The organism is Pseudomonas baltica (assembly GCF_031880315.1).
Taxonomy (GTDB): Bacteria; Pseudomonadota; Gammaproteobacteria; order Pseudomonadales; family Pseudomonadaceae; genus Aquipseudomonas.
Genome location: NZ_CP134771.1, coordinates 5584933 through 5606708, shown reverse-complemented (window position 1 = coordinate 5606708; position 21776 = coordinate 5584933). Strand labels below are relative to the sequence as shown.

Here is a 21776-nt window from a genome sequence, read left to right as displayed (position 1 = left end):
GATGAGATAGCGGACGTTGGTCTTCGCGACCGGGTATGCGGGTGTCTTCACTTTTATTGTCCTTATTGTGTTTTAGCGCTTTGCAACCTTGGGATCAAAATTTCCGATCGAGCATATGATTGCGCAATCATATCCAACTCAAAAAAAGCCATCCCCTGCGATCCCGGGATGGCCGTCGTAGCGATCCTACACTGATTGCGCAATCATTCAAGCGTGCGTTGGTAGGTTTTTCAGCTGGAACCGGTTCAAGTGCTTTGCCGATCAACGAGAGTAAATCCGGTATCGATTCGCACGGGATCAGCGCTGACCGCCGGGTATTGGAAGCGATCCAGCAGAGCCTTGGCGATTTGGTCACCAATGCGCTTGCCGTCCACGCGCACCGTCGACAACGCGGGATAGACATGGGCCGCGCTGCTCAGGTCGCCAAAGCCCATCACCGCCAGGTCTGCAGGTACCTGTAGACCACGGCTGGCGGCTTCAGCAAGCACACCTTGGGCGATGGTGTCGGAACTGCATACAATCACCTCGGGTATCGCGCCCTGTTCGAACAGCTGGCGCAGACCCTCACGACCGACTTCCAGCGTGGCAGGCGGTGTCATGATCTGCATTGGAACGTCAACCACACCCTGATGCTGCAACTCGGCAATCATACTTTTGCAGCGGCGAAGACCGCGAGGGTCGCTGATGGTGACCACGGCAAAGCGCTTGTAGCCTTTAGCAAGCAGGTGGCGAGCTGTGGCCTCCCCTACCCCTTCATGGGAAAAGCCTACCAGCATGTCCAAAGGATCTTCGCTCAAATCCCACGCTTCAACCACCGGGATGCCCGACTGCGCCAAGCGTAGACGGCTGGACTCCGTGTGCAGGGTCCCAGTCAGGACGATGCCGTCAGGCCGGCGGCCGAGGACGGCCTCGAGAAGTTTTTCTTCCTGTTCGGCGGAGTAGCCCGTCAGGCCCAGCAAGGTTTGATAGCCGGCTTCCGTGAGACGGTCCATCAACGCTTGCACCGTGTCGGCGAAGATAGAGTTAGCGATGGTGGGCAGGAAGATCGCCACTAGCCGCGATTTGTTGCTCGCCAAGCCGCCGGCCAACATGTTGGATACGTAACCCGTAATGCGCACCGCTTCGAGCACTTTTTCCCGAGCTTCCTTGCTGACCACTTCGGGGCGATGTAGAGCACGGGAAACCGTGATAGGCGAAACGCCGGCAACCTTGGCGACATCGATCAAGGTCAAGCTTGACGTTTTCTTGAGCGGCGAAACGTCGGGGGTGCCGTGCTTTCTGCCGGGTTTCTTTGCCATTGGGTTTCCGTGTTCGAGAGGTATGACATAAGGTCGATGACGCGTGCGCTGCGGATTGACCCTATTCCCAGCGTATCGCGTTTGACTTGGCGGAGCATCCTATACGCCGGTCATGAAAGACGCTACGGCCAAGATTCCCTCGGGCCCCTTTTGAGAATAGGTATTCCAATCCGGTGATCTTCGCCGGCGAGGGACTGCTTTCGGCGAGAAGTGGTCGGTCGCTATCAGAAAGGTTTGACGTCAACAAGTCGCTCTCGCACTCTGTCTAAACCCATTCATTCATCAGGTTCCCGCATGTCATTAGCCACCGTCGTGCTGCTCGACTCCTGGCCACAGCCAAGTACGTCGCCTGAACCAGTGGTGTTCGCCACGGACACGCAGCTATGTTTACGGTATTACACAACTGGGGAAGAAATAGCTGTGGTTCATTTTCCGCTAGTAAAGAAAATCCAGTTCGGTTCGCCAAACGACGAGGCTTTGGGCGGCCATCCGCTCATTGGACTTGGCCTAAAGCGTTACCAAATTCATCGAATAGATAATTCGCCTTGGTTAGCGGAGCTTGAGCAGAGGAACGCCATTCATCCTCGACACGATAAACAGCGGTTCATGAAAGATGCTATCCACTATGTCTTTACGTTTCAGGACTCTACCTTCGAATGCATCGTAATTGAGGGGGCGTTCTGGCATCCTAAAGTGCAAGTCTTTACCTCGGAGCATGAGGCAAAGGATGGCTGGCGCACTCTGGTGAATGACGTGGGTGCAGTAACCCAATAGTCGGGAGCGAATGGCTGCTATGGGTTGTGCTGAAAAAGTCGGTCCTTCCAGACTGCGCATGCACTGACTATTGCAAAATGCTTCTTTTGCGGGCATTTATGCGAAATCTGAATCTGAAGCCCTCTGTCCAAAGCAAAGATTTCAAGCTCAGACGCGTACTTTTCTGCAGTGGAAACCATGGTCGACTTTTTCAACAGAATCGGTTGAAAGCAGCCTCTTGGCACATTCACCTCCGCGAAACCGGATTACCTGTCTGATCCTCTAGCCACCGTCCATAGAGTTGGGGGAATTGCTCGTGCACCCAATCAACGAACACCTCAACCTGCGGCGCCAGATGCGCACGGCTGGGGTATAACACGGATACCGGCCTTGGATGCGGGCGATAGGAACGCAGTACCTCAACCAACGTTCCGTCCGAAAGATAACGATCCAACGTAATTCCAGGCGCCTGAAGGATGCCGAAGCCCGCGACCCCGCACGCTACATAGGCGTTGGACTCGTTGACGGTGATGCCTTGGCGACTCACATGCGATTGCTCGCGCCCGTCATCCATAAATCGCCACGCCTGCGGGCGCTGATTGTGCCCGGATAAAAAAGTGACTCCTCGATGAGTGTTCAAATCCTCCAGGCTTGTGGGCTCGCCATGTTCCTCCAGGTATCGCGGTGCCGCGCAGGTGACCATGGTCGCCATACCGATGCGCCGGGCTACGAGGCTTGAACTCGGTAACTCACCGATACGCAGCGCGCAGTCCACTCCTTCTGCAACCAGATCTACCGTCCGATCAGTGACCCCCAATGCAAGCTCGACTGCCGGGAAGCTCGTGGTAAATGTGCGCAAACTTTCGATCAGGCCAGGTTCAGAAAAAGCGGTAGGGATATCGACTCGCAGTCGCCCGCCTACGGTTGAGCGCGGGGAGGAAAACATCGCTGTTGCATTCGCAACCTGGCCCAGAATCGACTGCACGCGCTCGTAGAACTGCTCCCCTTCCGAGGTCAGCCTCACGGATCGGGTAGTACGCTGAAACAAACGCACGCCGAGCGAAGCCTCTAACTCCTGTATCGCTCGCGTGACTTGAGGGCGACCGATCTGGATCACGTCTGCGGCGCGGGTGAAGCTGCCTAGTTCAGCCAATCGGGCAAATACCTGCATGGACTGGAGCAATTCCATTGTGTCGTCTCGCTTGTCTTTTGTTGCGCATTGAACTCATGGACTTACTCTGATTGTTATCTCAAAAAATAACAATCCTGTGTCTGGCCGGGCATTTATCGGGCAAGCATGCTTGAGGACAATGCCGACGACAGATCACTCCACAGGAGAAAGACACATGAAAGCATGGCTTCTAAACGACTTCGGTCTCGATAATCTGGTTTTCGGCGAAGCGGCTACGCCTGTACCCAAAGCCGGCGAACTGCTGGTGAAGGTAGGCGCGGTTTCGTTGAATTTTCGCGACAAGGCCATCATCGATGGTTTCTACGAACCCCACCTAGTGCCGAAGCCACTGATCCCGGTCAGCGACGCTTCAGGGACTGTCGTCGCTGTTGGCGAGGGCGTCAGCCGGTTCAGCGCGGGCGACCGGGTAAACTCGCACCTCTACTCACGCTGGATTGACGGAGAGCCAGGGCCGAACGAACCCGACTACTGCTTTGGCATGCCCTTACCCGGTGGTTTGGCCGAGTACATGATCATTCACGAAGACAGCGCTGTAGGTGCTCCCGCCAACATGTCCGACGAACAAGCCTCGACGCTTCCCATCGCAGCCCTGACAGCATGGTTCTCGCTAGTGGACTATGGCCAGATCCAGCCGGGCCAGACCGTACTGGTGCAAGGCACCGGCGGGGTATCGATTTTCGCTGTACAACTCGCAACCGCACTTGGGGCCAAGGTGATCGTCACCTCCAGCGACGACGCTAACCTCGAAGCAGCTAAAGAGCTTGGCGCAGTGGCTGGCATCAACTATCGAACCTGTCCGCGCTGGGAAGAGGAAGCCCTAAAACTCACCGATGGCAAAGGCGTGGATCTTCTGCTGGACGTGGCGGGTGGCGAAGGCTTGAACCAGTCGATTTTGGCAACCAAGGCTGCTGGCAAGATCGCTCAGATCGGTTTCCTCACCGGGCAGGCGACAACGTTGAGCCTGATGCCGCTGATCTTCCGTCAGACCACCATCCGGGGCATCGCAGTGGCACCGCGCTCGTCGTTCGAGCGCATGAATGCATTCCTGAATGAACACTCGATCCGCCCGGTGATCGATCAGACTTATGCGTTCGAAGACGCCCACAAGGCCTTTGAACATCTGGCAAAAGGCGCGTTTGGCAAAGTGGTGATCAAAGTTTCCTGATTCGTTGCGTAGAGCGACAGCGGCAACCCGCCGCTCGGTTGTTGGCTGAACTGCAACTGGGCAATGGCGGGCGGCTGCCCATAACCGTATGAGCTGTGACCGAGCTTTTCTGATGGCAAGCAGTTGTCTGATGCAGGCACATCTTCACAATCCAGAGGCAGCTGTCGGCCAGAAGCAGCCGCTGTCGGGTGCTTTCGGTGAGGTGGCGTTACCTACTTGCCGCCGTCCTCGCTCACCAAGGTTGGCGGCCATGACTTCCAAAAAAGCCGCCCGTTGGCCCTTCTGGTCCAAGCAATGCCATTTTGATCGCCGTTGCTGCGCCCTCTTCAGGCGTTAACACGCCTGAATTCCCATTGAGATCAGTACGCACATGCCCGGGTTCGACTGCGTTCACCTTGATTCCCAGCGGCTCTAGCTCTTTTGCGAAAGAAACCATAACAGCGTTCAGCGCCACCTTGGACGAGGTGTAGTCGAGAAGGTTGACGGTCGAGTAGATCGAAGTCGGATCAGTTATTAAAGTCAGTGAACCCACCCCGCTGCTCATCATCACGATCCGTGCCTGGTTGGCGGCCTTGAGCAAAGGAAGGAAGGCCTGGGTAACGCGTACTGGACCGAAGAGGTTGACCTCGAAAACCGCTTTCATATCCTTCATCTGGACTTCGCTAGGAGGCTTAGTCATATCAACGGCAATGCCAGCATTGTTGATTAGAACATCGAGCGAGGTAATTTGAGAGGTTAAGGTAGCAGTGGCGCGATGCACGCTGGCTTCGTCTGCGACGTCCAGCTCAATCAATCCCACATCGAGTCCGTGTCCACGTAAATCTGCAACGGCAAGCTCGCCACGCGCACTGTCCCGAGCGCCAATCCAGACGAAAAAGCCAGCCTCTGCGAGGCCTCTGGCTATAGCCAGACCGATGCCTTTATTGGCGCCAGTGACAAGCGCCTGTGGTTTGTTATTCATGTTTTTGTCCCGTTGGTTCGCAGGTTTCGCCACATGATCAAGTCATCAGAACTGTCTGACTCAAGCCTGACATGAAGACGGAATTTTGCTTTCAGACTGTCTGCGCCACCGCTTCGCTTTGTGCACCTTGAACGTGATGCCGAAGGTCGCCAGCAAAGCGCAATGTCACTTCACGGCGACTGAACCGCCACTCACCGTCATGACATTCAAACTGATCAAGATATTTGCCGGCGCAGATAGGCTGTAAGGGGAAGCCATCAAGTTGCTGGTGTACGGTGTAATAGCTTTCAGCACTCGCCCTATCGCCCGATGGAGCTACGTCGATCAGCACGTTGGTGATGGAATGCCAAGTGCGCGGGGTTCCATCTGAATGGACTTGAAGGCCGGCCTGAAAGAACTCCAGTAGTCCCTCCAGCGTGGACGCTTCATTCCCAAGTACATGAATCACGGCATGCTGAAGCACGTCTGCCACGCCAGGAAAATCACCGCTGTCCAAGCGATGAATGTAGGTGGCGGCGTTTTTCAAGGTAGTTGTCGCGTCCACCGTCTTGCTACGCGACCTTAACCACCACAGTCAGCTCCCTTTCAGGATTCAGATACACTGTCCCTATCGGGTTCCAGTTGCGTGTTTCGCCCGTCCATCGTTCCGGTCTTTTTTCTTTAGCCTGCTCATAGACCGCGTCGCGCCGAGCCAGGATCTCCCGGTCTTTCCCCTCGTGACGTTGGGCCGGTGTCACGAAGCGGATTTGGCTATGGCGATGCGCGGTGTTGTACCAGACCATAAAATCCCGCACCCAGATACGCGCATCATCCAGACTGCTAAATCCATCTTGCGGCCACTGCGGGCAGTATTTCAGCGTCCTGAACAGTGACTCCGAGTAAGGGTTGTCGTTACTGACACGCGGTCGGCCACGAGAGGGCGTGATACCCAGGTCGTACATCTTGGTCAGCAGCGTCACCGATTTCATCGGCGCACCGTTATCCGAGTGAAGTACCAGCGGCTGGTGCCAGCACTTCTCCTGAGTCACGCTTCGTTGCAGTAACGCAGCAGCCTTTTCACCACTTTCTGCTTCGTAAACTTCCCAACCCACAGCCTTGCGGCTGTAGATATCCTCGATCAAATAGAGGTAGTAAAACTTCCCTCGAACCGGTGACGGCAGGTAGGTGATGTCCCACGACCACACCTGATTAGCGGCTTTCGCCGCATAGGTGGTAGGTGCCTCATGACGATGCGGGCGCTTGGCGCGCGAGCGATGATGCTGCTGACCTGCGGCATGCAACACACGATAAAAAGTCGCTTCAGACGCTATGTAACGGCCCTCATCAGCCAGCTGTGGCACGATCTGGCTCGGAGGCAGATGCGCGTATGACTTACTGTTGCACAGCGCCAGGATAGCCTGACGCTCAAACTCACTAAGTGCGTTTATGGGCGTCGGCCTGACTGTCGTGGTACGTCCATCGGCAAGCATTTCTTCGGGCAAACTCCAGCGTTGTAGCGTGCGAAGCGAAATGCCAACTTCCAGACAAGCAGGCGCCCTGCGGGCGCCCGCACTGATGGCTTCATTGAGCCAACCAACGAGTAAATGCCGTTCTGGCAACAAGGTCAGGTGCCCTCGTCGTCGCTTCCCCAGTAGGCGTTGAGCTTTTTTCGCAGCACTAGCAATGCCGCTGTCTCAGCCAATGCGGCATCCTTGCGGCGCAGTTCGCGCTCAAGCTCACGGATACGATTCTTATCATCCCGTGACTGCCCGGAACTCACGTTTTTAGCAGTTGACCGCTTCGTGCTGCTGGCAATAAACGCATTGCGCCAGTCGGTGATCTGCTCAGGGTAAATGCCTTTACGTCGGCAGTATTCACCCATTTCCAGTTCCGACAGGGCGGCTGTTTCCATGATGATCGCCATCTTGGATTCAGCTGACCAACTCTCGGAGGGTTGCTTGGTGTCGGACAATTGCGTTCCTTTGGAAGCAGCTTGCTTGCGCCAATTATGGAGAGACATATCGCTGCAACCTTCGCGGCGCGCAACCTCCGACGCCGATAGGCTCAAAGGTGGCAACATCATTTTCAGCAGTGCAGCTTTGCGTTCTTCTGAGTAGAAAGGCATGACGATACTCTTGCCGCCCCCGGAATGCTTTTTTAAAAAGCAGGGGACACGACAACTACCCTGACACCGGGGGGTGGCGTGAAGTCGATGGATCGCACTCTCGGCGGCGAGGCGTATGACGATATCCAGGTTGTTGCTCATGCTTGCTCTCCTGGGCACTAGCCCGGTAGGTATGAAATCCAGGATCGGATATGAGGTTTCGTGAACGCGACAAGGGGCCTTGGTTAACATCCAAAGGCGTACCGAGAAGCAGTTTTGTCAGGTGATTCGTTCGCTATCCAATGACCACTCGGGTCATTTCGATACTCCTCGCTTGAGGATCAGAATCAGGGTTGTGCAGGCAGCGACGAAGGAGAAAACCGCTGCCACACTGAAGGCCGTTGGCAGTCCAGATGCGAAGTTGCCGGGCACCGCTGCCGCAGCGAATACCGACGTCACTGCGGCGATACCCAATGCGCCGCCAATCTGCTGGTCCATCTGCAACAGCCCAGATACGGCGCCGGAATGCTCGGCTGGGACACCGTCCATAGTCAGGACCGTGCCGGGAGTAAAGACAAAAGCGATACCAAGGCTATGAATCAGCATTGGCCCCAAAATCGCCCCTATATAATGGTCATCATTCCCTATGAAGGAGAAGCCGACGAAGCTTGCAGACACGAGAAGGCATCCGACAAATTGAAGCCGGGCTGCGCCGAATCGCGTCATCAAGCCAGGCATGAAATGCGTCACCACTAAGACCGTAGCCGTCACCGGCAAATAGGCCAGACCTGCTTCCAGAGGGCCAAAGCCTAATACCCGCTGAAAGAACTGCACCACCAAAAACAACATTGAGAAGTGCATGCCTACAATGATCGCCATCACGGCCAACGCGGTTACTCGGGTCTGATTACGCAGCAGGTCTAGATTGAGTAGTGGGGCCCGTGCCTTCCCCTCTATGAGCCAGAATGCGGCCAACAGAAAAACCGCAGCGGCGAAAGCCGGCAATGTGAACGGGTGGGTCCATCCATGCTCGGCAGCGTTGATAAAGCCAAAGACTAATGCGATTGAACCTGCCGTCGCTGCAAGTGCTCCACTGATATCAAACCCAGAGGGCTGCCGGTCTGTCTCGGCCACTACCCTGCTCACCATCATCAGGATCCACACACCCACTGGGACATTGATCAGCAACGACCACCGCCAGGAGAGGTATTGCGTCAGCGCACCTCCCAGAACCAGGCCCGCCGAGGCACCGACCGACGAAACTGTGATGAAGAGAGCAAGCCCGCGATTACGTTCTGCCTCATTGCGCGCAATATTGGTCACCAACGCCAGCACACTGGGCGCCGCAATGGCTGCGCCAATGCCTTGCAGTACTCGGGCAGCAATTAACATGAGCGGGCTCTGAGCCAGCCCGCCCAGCAAAGAAGCCAGTACGAACAAGGCAATACCAGTTTTGAATGCCCTTACCCGTCCATAGGCATCCCCCAACCGACCGCCAAGCAATAGCAGGCCGCCAAGGGCCAATGCGAAGGCATTTGGCACCCACGACAACGTTGCCGCTGAAAAGCCCAGGTCGATCTGGATCTGCGGCAATGCCACCATCACGATCAAAAAGTCCATTTGGAGCATAAGCTGCGCGCCAAGGATGATGGCCAGGGCCAGGCCTCGGCGGCAATAGCCTTGAGATGCAGTTGTAGCGAATGCTCGCGACGAATGGGGCATGGTCTTTTCCTGCACGGATGGGTGGCAACCGAAAGATGTTCGAAGAAGCTTATGGCGTCAGACCTGGGAAGCCCCTCCATCAGCGAACAGCTCAACGCCATTGATATAGCTGGAGGCATCACTGGCCAGAAAAGCTACCGCCTTACCGATTTCATGCGCCTGGCCTATGCGCCCGATGGTGCTTTTTTCGCTGAGCGACTTGATGACGGCTTCTGCGTGTTCGGCAAGCATATTGCGCAGCGAATCGGTATCGACGGGGCCGGGGCTCAGCAGATTGATCCGTACCCCGCGACCTTTGATATCGAGAACCCAGCTCCTCACCAGCGTTCGCAACGCTGCCTTGGTCGCGCCATAGACGCTCAAGCCTGGGCCGGGATCGATTGAAGCAGTGGAACCAATGATGACGATACTGCTGCCCTTGCTCATGAGCGGCATTGCGCCCTGAACGGTGAACGTCACGCCTTTCACATTGGTGTTGAACGCTCGATCAAAATGCGCCTCGGTAATGCTGCCTAGCGGAGCAAGCTCCCCCACTCCCGCGTTAGCCACGAGCACGTCGATCCGCCCATGACGTGATTCAATTTCGCCGAACAACCTACTGAGGTCGGCGCTGCTTGAAACATCCGCCACCACGGCGCTAGCGCGGCTGCCAAGGCTGGATAACGCGTCATCCAGCTGCTGCTGACGCCGCCCGGTAACAACCACATGAGCACCCTGCTCTGCTAGCTCCTTGGCGATGGCGAGCCCCAAGCCCGATGATCCGCCGGTGACTAATGCGACTTTGTCCTGGAATTGCATGGCGATGTACCCCTGTCTGCGCTGAAGATTGATCAAGATATATAGTGAACACTACATAGGCGCACAGAGAGATGCAAGATATTTAGTGACTGCTACATAAGCGACACGTGCGGTGGCAGGTATTTGATCTCGGATATAGTGGTCGCTACACTATTGATCCCATTGACGAGGTTCCCATGAACGACAAGGTCCGCCAGCGCCGTCCCGCTTTCGATAGAGAAGCGGGGGTAGCCATCGCCCAGGCACTGTTCCATGAACGTGGCTTCGATGCGGTGAGCCTTACGGATCTGGTCGAAGCCATGGATATCAAGCCTCCCAGTTTCTACGCCGCTTATGGCAGCAAGGCGGAGCTGTTTGAGCGAGCGATGCTCAGATATGCCAGCGTGAATGCCCTGCCCATGGAAAAATTACTTGCGCCTGATCGGCCTCCCGGCGAAGCGCTGGTGGCGCTGCTGGTCGCTGCGGCGAAGCAATATGGCAAGGACAGTGTCTTGCGCGGCTGCATGGTCACCGAGGGCATGCGCGCGGACGACGAAATTGCCCGCAAGATGGCAGAAAGTTTGGCCAGTGGGGGCTTGATGGCTATTCGCAGCTATCTGGATAACGTGCATCCGCATCATGCCGACACGCTCGCGGACTATATTTCGGTCACACTGCGCGGCCTGTCGGCAGCAGCGTGTAATGGCATGCCCCGCAAACGTCTGATCGAAGTAGCGCAGATCGCTGGCAGGTTTATCGCGTACGAACTGGAAAAACCGCAGACTTGAAACCACAGCCAGAGGCCGTAGCGACCAGACTCAATCAGTACACCCAGACCACCTCATAGCCAACTGTGGGCAGCGGCCTCAATCATCAGGTGCGGTAGGGTAGCGAACCTCGGGTTTGATTTAATTTCTTCAGCACATCAGGCAACTATCGGCCTAAAGCTGCCTAGCGTGATCGACTGAAATCAGCTAAAAGCCGCCGCCAAGCTTATTCTCTTCCAGCCAAAGATCATCAGCCAGAATCCTATCGCGAAAGGTTTCTTACGCGTCTGCTCTGGGGCCAAATTGGTGCCCACATGGAAGCGTAAAACCCTTGCTGACGACCAGCGGCGTCGATAGCTGATGCGCACGGCCGCCTACAATCGAAACGAGCGTTGCATTGCCCGCGCCAGCAGTTCAACAGCCTCATCGCCACGTGATGCAGCGCTGCGCACCAGCACGATGTCGTAGTCCGGAACAACCGGCATTGCTTCGAGGATCTGCATACGCTTGGTGACCTTGCCGTGGTCGATCAGGCTAACGGCCAGTCCCGCCTCCACACATGCTTTTACCGCTTGGGTGGAGTGGGTTTCGAGCACGATGCGCGAGCGCCGACCTGCCATCCTGAGGGACTCGATCATGGCCGCGCGATAACAGCATTGCACGGTGTGGACGGCCAACGGCAATGGATCATCCAACGCTACGGTCGTGCTCGTCGGACCCACCCAGACCGGCGTGGTGGACATCAGTACCTGAGTGTCCGGACCGATGTCCTCCTTGAGCTGAGTCATGACGGCCACCTGCAATGTTCCGCGTTCCATCCACTCTCGCAGTACCGGGCTCGGCGCCGTTTTGAGTTCAAGCACCACATTCGGCCAAGCGGAGGTGAAAGTCGGCAGAATTTCCCGGATGACATGGGTCACATACTCATCAGGGACCCCCAACGCAATGCGCCCGGCGAGATGAGTACCATGCAGATCAGACAACGCCTGATCGTGAGTGCGTAACAACGGCGCGGTCGACGTCAGCAGCCGCTTGCCCAGTTCAGTGAGGGAAAGTGACTGATTATCGCGATTGAGCAGGCGCCCGCCCGCCACCCCCTCGAGACGCTGAATGTGAACGCTTACCGCCGCCGGACTTTTATGCAAGTGTTCGGCTGCCGCTCTGAATTTTCCGATACGCACGACCGCATGAAAGGTACGCAGCAGGTCGATGTCTAAAATGGCGGACATAATTCAATCCTGTTGAACGAGTAATCAATGACATATTGATTTATTAGATTACGCCTCTTCAGTAGGCTTTGGGAATGAACCAGACTACTGAGCTTCACCGCAACGGCATACCGCGCCGCCCATGGCACCAGTCCCTGCCGCTGCTGTTGCTCGAAGCCGGTCTGTTGCTGACCTGGAGTTCGGGATTTATCGGCGCGCGCTTGTCCATCGATTACGCACCGGCATTGCTGGTGGCATTATGGCGTTGCGTAATGATTTGCCTTCTGCTGCTGCCCTTCGTCTGGAGACCGCTACGAGAAGCCCCTTTTCACGTTCTGCTCAGACACGCAGGGATCGGACTGCTGGCAATGGCGGGGTACCTGACCGGGTTGACGCTAGGGATCACCCTCGGGGTACCGGCTGGGCTCGCTGCTTTATGTGCGGATCTATTGCCGCTTGGGACGGCGCTGCTGGCGGCGGCATTTTTGGGCGAGCGGTTGGCGCGCCAGATCTGGAGCGGGTTGCTCATCGGACTGATGGGCGTGATGTGGGTTAGCCATAGTGCGTTGGGGCTGGGCAACGCGCCACTCTGGGCCTGCGCCTTGCCCTTGGCGGGCATGCTCTCGCTCGCGGTAGCGACGTTGTGGCAGAAACGCATCAGCGCCTCAGAATCCATGGGGCTCCTGCCAAATCTCTGGTTGCAATGCATCGTCTCAAGCTTTGCCTTTGCCGCTATAGAATGCAGTCAAGGGAGCCTGGCGCCGATTCCTTCTACCGGCTTCGCTTTGAGCGTGCTATGGACTGGCGTGTCCACCATCGGCGGTTATGGGCTGTATTGGCTCTGCCTGCGCCGCAGCACCGAGACTCGTGTTACCAGCGTGCTCTATTTGAGCCCGCCGATCACCTTGCTCTGGGCCTGGGCAATGTTCGATGAACCCCTGTCCTGGCAGATGGCGGCCGGGATGGCGGTTTGCGCAATAGGCATCTGGTTGGTAATGCGTGCCGATGCCCGCAATGCCCCCGCGGCGTCATGCAATTCAGTTTCGACGGCTACTTTTGATGGTTCGAGGAGGGGACGAGCTGTTGTCCGTAACTCCATATCGTGAACGCCAATTGGGATTGTATCCGTTCCCGACCGACGCCTATCGCCCAGAAGCGCTCAGTGGCTCGTCAAAAAGCGCTGCTGAGTAGTCACGATGGTGCTCCTCCTACGCCACTATCGAAGTAGTGGCCGCTACCGCCTGGAGGTCGACTGCCGGCCTGGTTGGACAGATAGAACGAGGGTGGCCGGCCCAGTACTCTTCGGAACATGGTGGCGAACGCAGCGGGGCTGTCATAGCCCATCTCCAGGGCTATGGTCGTCACACTCTGGCCTTCGGCTAGCCGGGCAAGCGCCAACACCACGCAGGCCCGTTGCCGCCACTGCCCAAAACTCAAGCCGGTTTGCTCTCGAAAGAGACGATTGAACGTGCGCAAGCTGATAAACAGCGAATCAGCCCAGCCACTGGGTGACAGGTTGATATCTGGTGTCAGCAGGAAGGCTTTGCAGATAGCCAACAATCGGTCGTGTGTCGGCATGGGGATATGGAGCGCGAGCTGATTCGCCCGCTGTATTTCATGGAGCAGAAGCTGGATCAGGGTGCCGTCTCGGCCTTCTTCCTCGTACTCCAAAGGCATATCCACCGCCTCCTGAAGTAGATTGCGCATCAACGGGTTTACGTCGATCACCCGGCAACGTTCCTCCGTGCCCACTGAGCCAACAGGTTCGATGTACAAACTGTGGGTGGTTACGCCCAGGAACAACACCTCATGGGGGACTTGTGGAGGTATCCATACCGATCGTTGTGGAGGCACTACCCAGGTTCCGAGACTTGTCGTCACCTGCATCACCCCCTTTGATCCGTACAGCAACTGGCAGCGCCTGTGAGTATGCATCGGCAGACAATGGCCATATTCATACTCCGTGCAGATAGCAACGACCGCGCGTGGGGTGGCGTCGAGACCAGAAATAGTGGTGTTGTGCATCGTCAAGTTCCATGCAGCTTGGCCGGAACGAAAACACGTTAGGCTCGTTCGCGAAAGTCTATCCAGTACCGCGCGATTAAGATGCCCGCTCAACGAACATTGAGCAATGGATATTACTGAATGAGCCTTTTGATGTTGGCAGTACTGGGTTGCATGACTGGCGTCACCACAGTTGTATTTGGCTTCGGTGGCGGCTTTGTCGTAGTCCCCTTGGTTTATCACTTGCTGATTTCCAGCCATTCACCCGGTGAGGCGGGTCATGATGCGGCGATGCAGATCGCGGTTGGCACGTCTACGGCAGTCATGGTGATTACCGCGTCGCTGGCAACGTTCAAACAACGCAATGCGGGAAAACTTGTCACTGGTTATATCTGGCCGCTGGCGGGCTACATCGCACTTGGCGCAGTGGGCGGGGCGATGCTGGGTAGCGTAATGAGCAGTGACGCTGTCCGGGTAGCCTTTATCGCTTATCTGGGCCTGACCATAGCTGACTGCCTGTTGCGGGAGGGATTTCTGCGGACCGCTGGGCAAAACAAGGGCCGACTTCATGCTGCGCCCTTCAAAGGTATTGGTATAGGCATCGTCGCGACTATGCTGGGCGTCGGCGGCAGCGTCATGACGGTTCCACTGCTGCGCAGGTCAGGCTTGAGCATGGCTCAATCGTCAGCCTTGGCCAACCCTCTCAGCATTCCGGTGGCATTAACGGGATCGTTGATGTACGGGATCACAGGGCAACTCGAAACTCAGGGCATATCCAGCGGTTTCCTGGGCTACATTTACCTTCCCGCGTTCGCGCTGCTCAGCGTCGGTTCACTGATAGGCGTGCGGCTGGCACTACCGCTCGCAGGCAGGATGCCTGACAGGCTGCATGCACGTATTTACATCTTGCTGCTAGTGCTGGTGGGGCTGGCCCTGGCTTTCAAGTAAGCGTGATATTCAAGGCTACACATGACGCGGGCTTCGATCAAAATGGTCCGAAGGGACGCTTGATGTTGCTCCGCGCATTCATGACACAGCCCAAGAGCTGCCTGGGCAGACTAGCCCTTTTGACTTGAAAGCGGCGCTCGAAATCCTACGTGAAGCCTCAGTCAGGCTGACTATCTCGTATCGCGTGATCCAGAAACACCGCCACATTTTTTACTGCCTGCATCCCTTCCGGCAAAATGGCCGCAAACAGATGCCAGACGTGAAACATCCCTGGCCACACTTCTAGGGAGACACGTACTCGGTTTTCCCCCAGATGGGTGGCGAGGCGCATCGCGTCGCTGAGCATCACTTCGTTTTCCCCGATCTGCACCAGGATGGGCGGCAATCCTCGGACATCAGCGAAGACGGGCGATGCATCCGGATCGGTAGGTAGCGCGCCATTGAGAAACGCTTTGGCGAGCAACGTCAGGCCCAGACGCGATGCTTGAGGATCGAGACCATCGCGATTGTCTATAGATGCGCCGGTATGTTCCAGGTTTGCCCAGGGAGACAACGCTGCTCCACCTGCTGGTAACGGCAAGCCTGCGTTGTGGGCTTTGACCATCACCGAAACAACCATCGCGCCACCGGCCGAGTCTCCCGAGAATACGATGGACTTGGGATCATTGCCCTGATCGAGCAGCCATCGATAGGATTGAAGTGTGTCATCAATAGGGGCCGGGAACGGATGCTCCGGGGCAAGGCGATAGTCTGGCAGATAGACCTTCGCGCCTAGCAGCGTAGCGAGGTGACCTGCCAGGCCGAGATAACCCCTCGCGCTGCCGCCTACATAACCGCCGCCATGGATGTACAGAAGAACACGGCCTTCCGTGAATTTATCAGGCACTACCAGCATGCCCGACACACCGCCCATATCGACATCACGACAGGTAACACCGGGCGGAATGGGATGTGTCGCCAGCACCTGCTCGTAAGCCTGGCGCTGCTCATTAAGCGTTGTGCTCGTTTCCTGGCCCAGCAGGAAGGGTCCAAAATCGGCAGCCGATGCAACCCAGGCGTCGAGTCGGGTCTGAACAAGTGGAGAGAAAGCCATGCGCGTGTTCCTCGTAGGGCATCCCAAAGCAATAGAATGGGATTGGGGATCGAGGGTCCAGTATATTCATTTCATTGACGAATAGATTTCCCCTCTGTGAAGCCGGTTGGAGTTACGCATGAGTCGTTTGAATCTGGATGAGATGGGCACTTTCGTCGCAGTCGTAGATAGCGGAAGTTTCATTGCTGGGGGCCGTTTGCTCGGGCTGACACGCTCAGCAGCAGGAAAGGCAATCACTCGCTTGGAAGCCCATCTAGGCGTGCGGCTACTCAATCGCACGACGCGAAACATGAGCCTCACGGACGACGGTCAAGTGTTCTACCTGCATTGCATTAAAATTTTCAGCGATCTGGAAGACGCCCAAACGAGTGTCGGCCAGCAAACAGGGATACCGAGAGGCAATTTGCGCATTAGCCTGCCCGATGCACTCGGGCGATTGCTGGTGCTTCCTTTACTGGCCGAGTATCAACGGCTTTGGCCCCAGGTTCAGGTTGACGCGAGCTTCACGGACAGGATGGTCGATATCGTTGACGAAGGCTTCGACCTTGCCGTGCGTATCGGCAACCATTTCAGTGATAACAGCCTTGTGTCCCGCACAGTGGCGCGCCATCGCGCCGTCGTATGCGCTACGCCTGCGTACCTGCAAGCTCATGGGGTCCCCCAGACAATCGATGACCTTCGCAATCACCAATGCCTGGTATTCAGCAGTCGCTTGAAGCGCCAACCGTGGCGGCTGAAGCAAACGACGGGCGAGTGGGTGAAGATCAGTCCGAATAGTCGGCTACGCCTCGACAGCGGCGAGGCCCTTCGAGATGCCGCACTGTTGGGATTGGGCATCGCTTATCTGCCCACCTTTCTGACGAATGAATACATTGACGCTGGACGCCTGATACCACTGCTGCCGTCGTATGACACCGAAGAAGTGCCCGTACATGCGATCTATCCGAGCAAGCGTCATCTAACACCGAAGGTGCGCTGCTTCATTGACCTCATGGTTGACCGCTGGAAGCGTTAGTACAAAGAGCGAAAGCCGAGCGGCTGGTATCGGCCCTGAGTATGTAAAAACGCTAAGGGGTTCACTTTTAGGTTCTTCACCTGCCGGAAATCTATAAGTCTCGTGTCCTCGCACTCATACCGTATTGACGTTAACAGTTGCGTCGATAGTGCCTCCGGAAACAGATACGATGTAGTCGGCCGCTCTTTGGCAGAGTGTGGTGTGCGATGAACGGATTACGAGGGTAAGAGGCATGAGCGAGAGCGGGTCAATGTCGATACGTTCTCCTGATGTGCCGCGAAGCGACAATGTCAGTTCCGTCCATTGGCGATCATCTGAACCTGCGCAGTCACCGTCAGAGTCAACATCACATCCGGTTCCCCATAGATGTTCGGCAATGCAATAGAAGGCAGGCAATGGTCTTTCAGGCGTGATTTGAATGGAATAGCAAGTAGACATGATTTGTTGGCCGCGCCTATCTGTCAGGAGGAGAAAGGGTATCTCGGAGCCTGAGGCTGAGCAATCAGAGTCGCTGCCTTCAAACCGTCTATATAAAGGCATCCATTGGTGTCTACGATTGCCCCGGCGTATGTAGAAACGACTCCGTGATCCCTTGCTATGATTGCTGAGGATTTTATCGCGGGGATTGCCTATGAAGCGCTTTATCCAAGGTGAACACCGAGGCCAAGGCACCTTACTTCCCGAAAGCCCCGACGACTACGTCATCGATACCAACCCGGTACGCGTAGTTGACGTTTTCGTTGATGAACTCAACTTGGTCAATCTAGGTTTTGAAGGTGCCACTCCAGCCGATACTGAACGGCCGGCTTACCACCCCGCGATCCTGCTAAAGATCTACATCTACGGCTATCTCAACCGCATTCAGTCGAGCCGGCGGCTGGAACGAAAAGCTCAACGCAACGTCGAGCTTATGTGGTTGACCGGGCGTTTGATGCCAGATTTCAAGACCATCGCCCACTTCCGAAAAGACAACAGCAAGTTTATCCGAGGCGTCTGTCGCCAGTCCGTTATGCTGTGTCAGCAGTTGGGACTGTTTAGAGACCATCTGGTCGCCATTGATGGTAGTGAATTCAAAGCAGTCAACAACCGCGACCGCAACTTCACCAGCGCCAAACTGAAGCGGCGCATGGAAGAAATTGAATCGCGTATCAACCGTGACCTGGTGGCACTCGATGCTTCCGATCGGCAAGAAACCACAGCTTCGGAGCCCTGTACCGTGCGGCTGGAAGAGAAAATCGCCAAGCTCAAAACTCGAATGAATGAGCTTCAAGCGATCGAAATCCAGCTCAATGAATCACCGGATAAACAGGTCTCACTGACCGATCCAGACGCCCGTTCCATGATGACGCGCGGCACTGGAATCGTCGGTTACAACATGCAGACAGCAGTCGATACCCAGCACCATTTGATCGTTGCCCATGAGGTTACCAACGTCGGTTCCGACCGCGATCAACTTAGCTCGATGGCCAAGCAGGCCCGCGAGGCTATGGCGTCAGGTACCCTGTCGGTAGTGGCTGACCGAGGTTACTTCAAAAGCGAACAAATCCTGGCTTGCCACGATGCTGATATCACCGCCTATGTGCCAAAGCCGATGACCTCTGGAGCCAAGGCTGACGGGCGTTTCAATAACGATGCCTTCCTCTATGACGCGGTAAAAACGAACACATTTGTCCCGCTGGAGAGACGTTGATCTGGCGCTTTTCCAGCGTTGAAAAAGGCCTGAAGTTCCACCGTTACTGGAGTTCTAGTTGCCAGGGATGCGTGCTGAAATCGAAGTGCACACCGAGCAAGCAACGGCGAGTTCGACGCTGGGAGCATGAAGCCGTATTGGAGGAGATGCAGCTTCGGCTGAGCAAAGCACCAGAGATGATGCGAGTCCGAAAACGGACGGTTGAGCATCCCTTCGGGACGCTCAAGCAATGGATGGGTGCGACGCACTTCCTGACCCGAAAGCTGACCGGGGTGAGCGCGGAGATGAGCTTGAATGTGCTCGCCTACAACTTGAAGCGGGTCATGAAAATTATCGGTATCAGCAGTTTAATGAAGGCACTGTCGGCCTGAAGAGGTCTTTATTTTGACCACCCAGCAAGGTAGAAGCGACGCAGCGGGCTCCCACGCCCAAGTGATGATCCGCAGGACTTGTTGTGAGCAATTACTCAGCTAACAGCCTCCGGCGCTTCGAGCCGACAGTGTACAAATGCGTTTTTACACACTCTGGGCCAGAAGCAGCCTTTTCATTCGAGTGCCCTGGCTTCAACCACACCCTGTAGCCGCAGCCTGCGGCAGCGGCTACAGTGGTGGTCGCATAGCTACAGGTCGCGGCCCGGAATCAGGAGGCAGCGTTGAAGAATCGTCGAATCATCTTGATCATGCCCTGTTGCGCAGCTGACGCGTTTGACGCTTTTCACGATCATCGTGTGCGCAGCCAATGGGACACCCTGCTTTCCCACGCTTCGGTAGAAGGCGGCGGCAGTCACCCCTATGTTGGTGCAATCACCGTCAATGCGGGCCGCGGATGGAAGCGTCTTTTCGCGATGCGCACCCGTTTCGTCAATTACCGACCTGGGCAAGTCGCAGCAGCAGTCCTGGTAGAGCCCATGGGATGTTTTCAATGGTGGGCAGCATCCATGCGGCATCGCGATATTGATGCCGCATCATCGGAATTGATTTATACCTTTACCCTGCGGCTGCGACCGAAATGGCTGGGGCGCGTCCTTGACCCCTTGGTCAACCGGCTATTTGAGTGGGAAACACGTAATCGCTTTGCAGCCATGGCGGTTTATTTGCGGGCGCGGGCTTAAAACAGAGCGATCTGGATGTATTGGTGACTGGGAAGTGAGGTACTTGCGGTCGACTGATCTTCCGGGAACGATCAATGGATGGCCAGTGCAGCTAACCTTGACCATCCGCTTCGGCCAGAAGGAGTCGTTCACCACGAATTGCTCGAGGGATTAACCTTCGGCCCCGATACTGTCCTCAGATTAATAATGCGTGCTGACTCGATCCGTAACCCAGAGCCCATCCATGCGCAAAACCTACCCCAACGTCGCTCTCATTTCGGTAACTCTTGACGGATGTTGATGAACTTATACGCCCCCACACCTACCGACGCAGGTACGGTATGCGACTACAATCATCACAGCAGACGCAGATCGTAGGTCACAGCCCTTCGGGCGCCTCTTGCCTTCCAGGTTCACTTCGCAACCAGCGCTACCCTGCTTAGCATTACGCTCTCGCCACCCCGGGAATTTCCATATTTATCTTGCGCCAGAAGGCTTCAGAGAAGCTGTAAGCCGAGAAAGCAATCAATCCAAAGGCCATCACCATCAACACCAGCCATCCCGCCGGCAAATTCTGGAGCGCGTTGAGGGCCTCCTTCATACCGGGCGGATCCATGGCTTGATAGGCAGAGCCGCTAACGGCCAACAGCAATGCAATCTCTATAAAAACGATGCCACGGGCAATCAGGCCAAACCGAGACACCGGGCGGACGTAACGCATTACGTCTTCGTCGGCCTCGAAGTATTTCTCAAACGACGCCTTCCATCCCTTGATGATGTGAGCAATCCCGACACCCAGCGGAATGAGAGCGATCAGGTAGACCAATACGTTGGAATGCTCCCAGGACAAAAGATGCGCCAGCCAGTCTTTGGCTTGCCCTCCTGAATTGCCCGAGCCGCCCATTGTGCTCATGAGTAGGCCTAACGCAAAAAACGCCAAAGCACCATTAACCACCCCTCCTGCAAACAGACCGGTGCGAATGACCAAACCTTTGAGACTTTTGCCGTGATGGTCGACATCACGCGTAGCTTGCAGGACACGCCAAGCCGCGAATACGAGCAGCCCTGCCACCACGACTCCGACTAGCAAATAGCCAAACGGCTGGCCTAACAAGGCTTCCAGGCTTTTGTGGCTGTCTTTTGGTTTTGTCGAATCCTTTGCCGCAAGCAGTGCGAAGACACCGATGATCAGGTAAAGCACGCCTCGAGCGGCGTACCCTCCACGTGCAAGGACAATAAGGCTGTGCTGCGCTGACATAGCTGCTTTCCCGAAAGTAATACAGGAACAGACTCGTCCGACTGGAAGGGGTTCTATCATTAAATCCAAGTGCACTGGCCTTCGGAATGCGTGGGGTAGTCGCTTTCCTGTGCTTCCTGTCCTCGGAATAATCTGAGCGTGCATCGATGTGGGTGGCGACAGGCAGGCCCCGGCCAAAAGCAACCATCACTGCCTCAATCATCCAGCCCCGCAGGCGGCGCATCCTCTGCAGGCGCAGCTTTACCCGCCTTGGCGCCCTTCGCCCCTTTACCCGGCGTAGCTGCCTTGGCTGGCAACGGCGCCGGCGCGCTCGCTTCCTTCTCAGCCATAGGCATTGCATCAATGGTGGCAAAGATCTTCTTGAGATCCACATCGCCCTTATCAACGATCTTCTTCTCCCCATCCAACCCCACCAGAATGAACCGCATGGCATCGCTGACACCTGGATTCAGCTCGCGGATCATGCCCATGGTGGTCTGCGTCTCAAGGTATTTGCCGTCGCGCTGGCCCAGCGTGCCGATGACGGTATAGAGCACCATCTTGCGGTCCTGGAAGGCTTTGTGGGTGGCTGGGTCAGCGAGGTCTTTCTGTAGCGCCACCAGGGAGGGATCGGAAGACGTCCGGGCGATCACGATCAGTGGCCGGAATTGGCCCCTGTCCTTGGCCAATGCCGAATCGGGTTCGGCGGCCATGACAGGGGCAAGCGCCATTGAGAGCATCAGGGTGGTGAGGGTGAAAAGCCGCCGGAACAT

At 56.2% G+C, this 21776-nt stretch carries 19 protein-coding genes and 1 pseudogene; 8 read left to right on the top strand and 12 right to left on the bottom strand.

Translation table 11 applies throughout. The annotated features are described in order from the left end of the window. Positions 1-245 precede the first annotated feature (245 nt). Positions 246-1298 carry a LacI family DNA-binding transcriptional regulator gene (locus REH34_RS25495; protein WP_311969608.1) on the bottom strand — a complete coding sequence of 351 codons (1053 nt, stop codon included), beginning with the start codon at positions 1296-1298 and terminating at the stop codon, positions 246-248. 294 nt (positions 1299-1592) lie between these two features. Between REH34_RS25495 and REH34_RS25490 the strand changes: the two genes are divergently transcribed. After that, the gene (locus tag REH34_RS25490) at positions 1593-2072 is read left to right on the top strand and encodes a hypothetical protein (RefSeq protein WP_311969607.1); all 480 of its coding nucleotides are present in this window, start codon (positions 1593-1595) and stop codon (positions 2070-2072) included. A gap of 226 nt (positions 2073-2298) precedes the next feature. Here REH34_RS25490 and REH34_RS25485 read toward each other — a convergent pair whose 3' ends face one another. Beyond that, positions 2299-3240 carry a LysR family transcriptional regulator gene (locus tag REH34_RS25485; protein ID WP_311969606.1) on the bottom strand — a complete coding sequence of 314 codons (942 nt, stop codon included), beginning with the start codon at positions 3238-3240 and terminating at the stop codon, positions 2299-2301. 157 nt (positions 3241-3397) lie between these two features. Here REH34_RS25485 and REH34_RS25480 point away from each other — a divergent pair, with 157 nt between their 5' ends. Next, positions 3398-4408, top strand: coding sequence for an NAD(P)-dependent alcohol dehydrogenase (locus tag REH34_RS25480; protein WP_311969605.1), 1011 nt, complete (start codon positions 3398-3400; stop codon positions 4406-4408). A gap of 232 nt (positions 4409-4640) precedes the next feature. On the opposite strand, the gene REH34_RS25475 is transcribed toward REH34_RS25480, so the two are convergent. From REH34_RS25475 to REH34_RS25455, 5 genes are all read right to left on the bottom strand, one after another. Continuing rightward, entirely contained in the window at positions 4641-5369 is a 729-nt protein-coding gene (locus tag REH34_RS25475; protein WP_311969604.1) for an SDR family oxidoreductase, read from the bottom strand. Between the two features lie 91 nt (positions 5370-5460). Next, complete coding sequence (locus REH34_RS25470) at positions 5461-5895, bottom strand: nuclear transport factor 2 family protein (RefSeq protein WP_311969603.1); 435 nt, start codon at positions 5893-5895, stop codon at positions 5461-5463. 25 nt (positions 5896-5920) lie between these two features. Further along, a protein-coding gene (locus REH34_RS25465) for an IS3 family transposase (RefSeq protein ID WP_311970423.1) occupies positions 5921-7473 on the bottom strand; the annotation gives its coding sequence in 2 pieces (ribosomal slippage) (positions 5921-7011 and positions 7011-7473; 1554 coding nt in all). A 294-nt stretch (positions 7474-7767) separates the two neighbouring features. Beyond that, positions 7768-9174 (bottom strand): MFS transporter, encoded by a 1407-nt coding sequence (locus tag REH34_RS25460; RefSeq protein ID WP_311969602.1) that lies wholly within the window; start codon positions 9172-9174, stop codon positions 7768-7770. A 57-nt stretch (positions 9175-9231) separates the two neighbouring features. Next, positions 9232-9972, bottom strand: coding sequence for an SDR family oxidoreductase (locus REH34_RS25455; protein ID WP_311969601.1), 741 nt, complete (start codon positions 9970-9972; stop codon positions 9232-9234). Between the two features lie 176 nt (positions 9973-10148). Between REH34_RS25455 and REH34_RS25450 the strand changes: the two genes are divergently transcribed. Then, the gene (locus REH34_RS25450) at positions 10149-10739 is read left to right on the top strand and encodes a TetR/AcrR family transcriptional regulator (protein ID WP_311969600.1); all 591 of its coding nucleotides are present in this window, start codon (positions 10149-10151) and stop codon (positions 10737-10739) included. Between the two features lie 353 nt (positions 10740-11092). On the opposite strand, the gene REH34_RS25445 is transcribed toward REH34_RS25450, so the two are convergent. Then, positions 11093-11947 carry a LysR family transcriptional regulator gene (locus REH34_RS25445; RefSeq protein WP_311969599.1) on the bottom strand — a complete coding sequence of 285 codons (855 nt, stop codon included), beginning with the start codon at positions 11945-11947 and terminating at the stop codon, positions 11093-11095. Between the two features lie 74 nt (positions 11948-12021). Here REH34_RS25445 and REH34_RS25440 point away from each other — a divergent pair, with 74 nt between their 5' ends. After that, positions 12022-13032: a DMT family transporter gene (locus REH34_RS25440; RefSeq protein WP_311969598.1), complete on the top strand. Its 1011-nt coding sequence runs from the start codon at positions 12022-12024 to the stop codon at positions 13030-13032. Between the two features lie 85 nt (positions 13033-13117). On the opposite strand, the gene REH34_RS25435 is transcribed toward REH34_RS25440, so the two are convergent. Beyond that, a complete protein-coding gene (locus tag REH34_RS25435; protein ID WP_311969597.1) occupies positions 13118-13951 on the bottom strand; it encodes a helix-turn-helix transcriptional regulator in 834 nt (277 codons plus the stop codon). A 120-nt stretch (positions 13952-14071) separates the two neighbouring features. On the opposite strand from REH34_RS25435, the gene REH34_RS25430 reads away from it, so the two are divergent. Then, positions 14072-14878: a sulfite exporter TauE/SafE family protein gene (locus tag REH34_RS25430; protein ID WP_311969596.1), complete on the top strand. Its 807-nt coding sequence runs from the start codon at positions 14072-14074 to the stop codon at positions 14876-14878. Positions 14879-15035: 157 nt separating this feature from the next. On the opposite strand, the gene REH34_RS25425 is transcribed toward REH34_RS25430, so the two are convergent. Continuing rightward, on the bottom strand, positions 15036-15971 hold the full coding sequence (locus REH34_RS25425; protein WP_311969595.1) for an alpha/beta hydrolase: 936 nt from the start codon (positions 15969-15971) through the stop codon (positions 15036-15038). Between the two features lie 118 nt (positions 15972-16089). On the opposite strand from REH34_RS25425, the gene REH34_RS25420 reads away from it, so the two are divergent. The 3 genes and pseudogenes from REH34_RS25420 (at position 16090) to REH34_RS25410 (ending at position 19787) form a co-directional block, all read left to right on the top strand. Continuing rightward, a complete protein-coding gene (locus REH34_RS25420) occupies positions 16090-16986 on the top strand; it encodes a LysR family transcriptional regulator (RefSeq protein ID WP_311969594.1) in 897 nt (298 codons plus the stop codon). A 631-nt stretch (positions 16987-17617) separates the two neighbouring features. Continuing rightward, positions 17618-19047 (top strand): annotated as a pseudogene (locus tag REH34_RS25415) (IS1182 family transposase). 281 nt (positions 19048-19328) lie between these two features. Further along, a complete protein-coding gene (locus REH34_RS25410; protein WP_311969593.1) occupies positions 19329-19787 on the top strand; it encodes a hypothetical protein in 459 nt (152 codons plus the stop codon). Positions 19788-20211: 424 nt separating this feature from the next. On the opposite strand, the gene REH34_RS25405 is transcribed toward REH34_RS25410, so the two are convergent. Beyond that, positions 20212-21024 (bottom strand): DUF1206 domain-containing protein, encoded by an 813-nt coding sequence (locus REH34_RS25405; protein ID WP_311969592.1) that lies wholly within the window; start codon positions 21022-21024, stop codon positions 20212-20214. Positions 21025-21218: 194 nt separating this feature from the next. Continuing rightward, positions 21219-21776, bottom strand: a complete 558-nt coding sequence (locus REH34_RS25400; RefSeq protein ID WP_311969591.1) for a DUF4174 domain-containing protein — start codon at positions 21774-21776, stop codon at positions 21219-21221.